At 42.3% G+C, this 825-nt stretch carries 2 protein-coding genes; both read right to left on the bottom strand.

Features of this window, described 5'->3' with window-relative positions:
• On the bottom strand, positions 1-470 hold a 470-nt coding region (locus FH871_RS34360; RefSeq protein ID WP_229317748.1), incomplete at its 3' end, for a helix-turn-helix domain-containing protein.
• Between the two features lie 211 nt (positions 471-681).
• Complete coding sequence (locus FH871_RS34355; protein ID WP_369008812.1) at positions 682-819, bottom strand: TraX family protein; 138 nt, start codon at positions 817-819, stop codon at positions 682-684.
• Positions 820-825: the final 6 nt, after the last annotated feature.

The following is an 825-nucleotide window of genomic DNA, read 5'->3' as shown; positions in this document are numbered from 1 at the left end:
AAATCAATGGCCTTAATAGCTAGCAAGCCTTGATGACTATAGTTGTAAAGGGTTTTGGTACTTGGAACGGTTTCACTTGGGTGTTCCTCTTTATAAGCATAAACGAAGCTGTCTACACTATGAACTCTGGGAGAGGCCTTCATGGCTTCTTCAAAGGCCTTTAGAAAGTGCTCAGATACCTTTTCGAGTTTGAGGTAGTCAATTCCTTGTCGCCCTTCAACGTAACGCCTTTGAGCTAGGTCAGCGAAGTAGTGGTCAAAGTAGATCTTTTTACCATTGACCTGCTTGACTTGTTTTGTCGTCCCACGCTTGATTTCACGTGAAATGGTGGAGCGACTTTTTCCCAAACGTCTAGCGATCTCAGCTGGTTTCACCCCTTCTGATAGGAAGGCCTCAATTTTTCCTCGTTCTACCTCTGAGAGGTGGCAATAGGGTTGTTTTGTGGTACAATTGGTGGTGGACATGCTTATCTCTTTCCTTATACTTTGTTTCGCAACTTTAGTATATCAGATAAGCTTGTCTTTTTTTGTTGCACCTCATTTTACAACGGGGCAGATTTTTTTAACACGAGGAATTGAGCACGCCTACATCCCTTTGTAAAAAGAGAAGGTCTGTCTCGAAGTCTTGTACTTCTTCGACAGCTTTCCTATTTTACTTTGGGATGCTTTACGGCTTTGCATCTTACAAGAAGAAGGCCAGTAAGTGCAGTATCCACAAATGCAGGGGATAGAAAATGTAGAAAAACCACTTATGAATGGGTTTGGAGCTGCCTTTTTGACCATTGTATAGAAATAGAAATGGCAGGAAAAGGAAGCTCATGCAGTC

This window comes from Larkinella sp. C7, from assembly GCF_006149005.1.
GTDB lineage: Bacteria > Bacteroidota > Bacteroidia > Cytophagales > Spirosomataceae > Larkinella.
This window is presented reverse-complemented; position numbering and strand designations above follow the sequence as displayed.

Excerpts from the sequence above, each read along its gene's own strand:
- FH871_RS34355 (WP_369008812.1), bottom strand. The coding sequence starts at position 819 with ATGAGCTTCCTTTTCCTGCCATTTCTATTTCTATACAATGGTCAAAAA.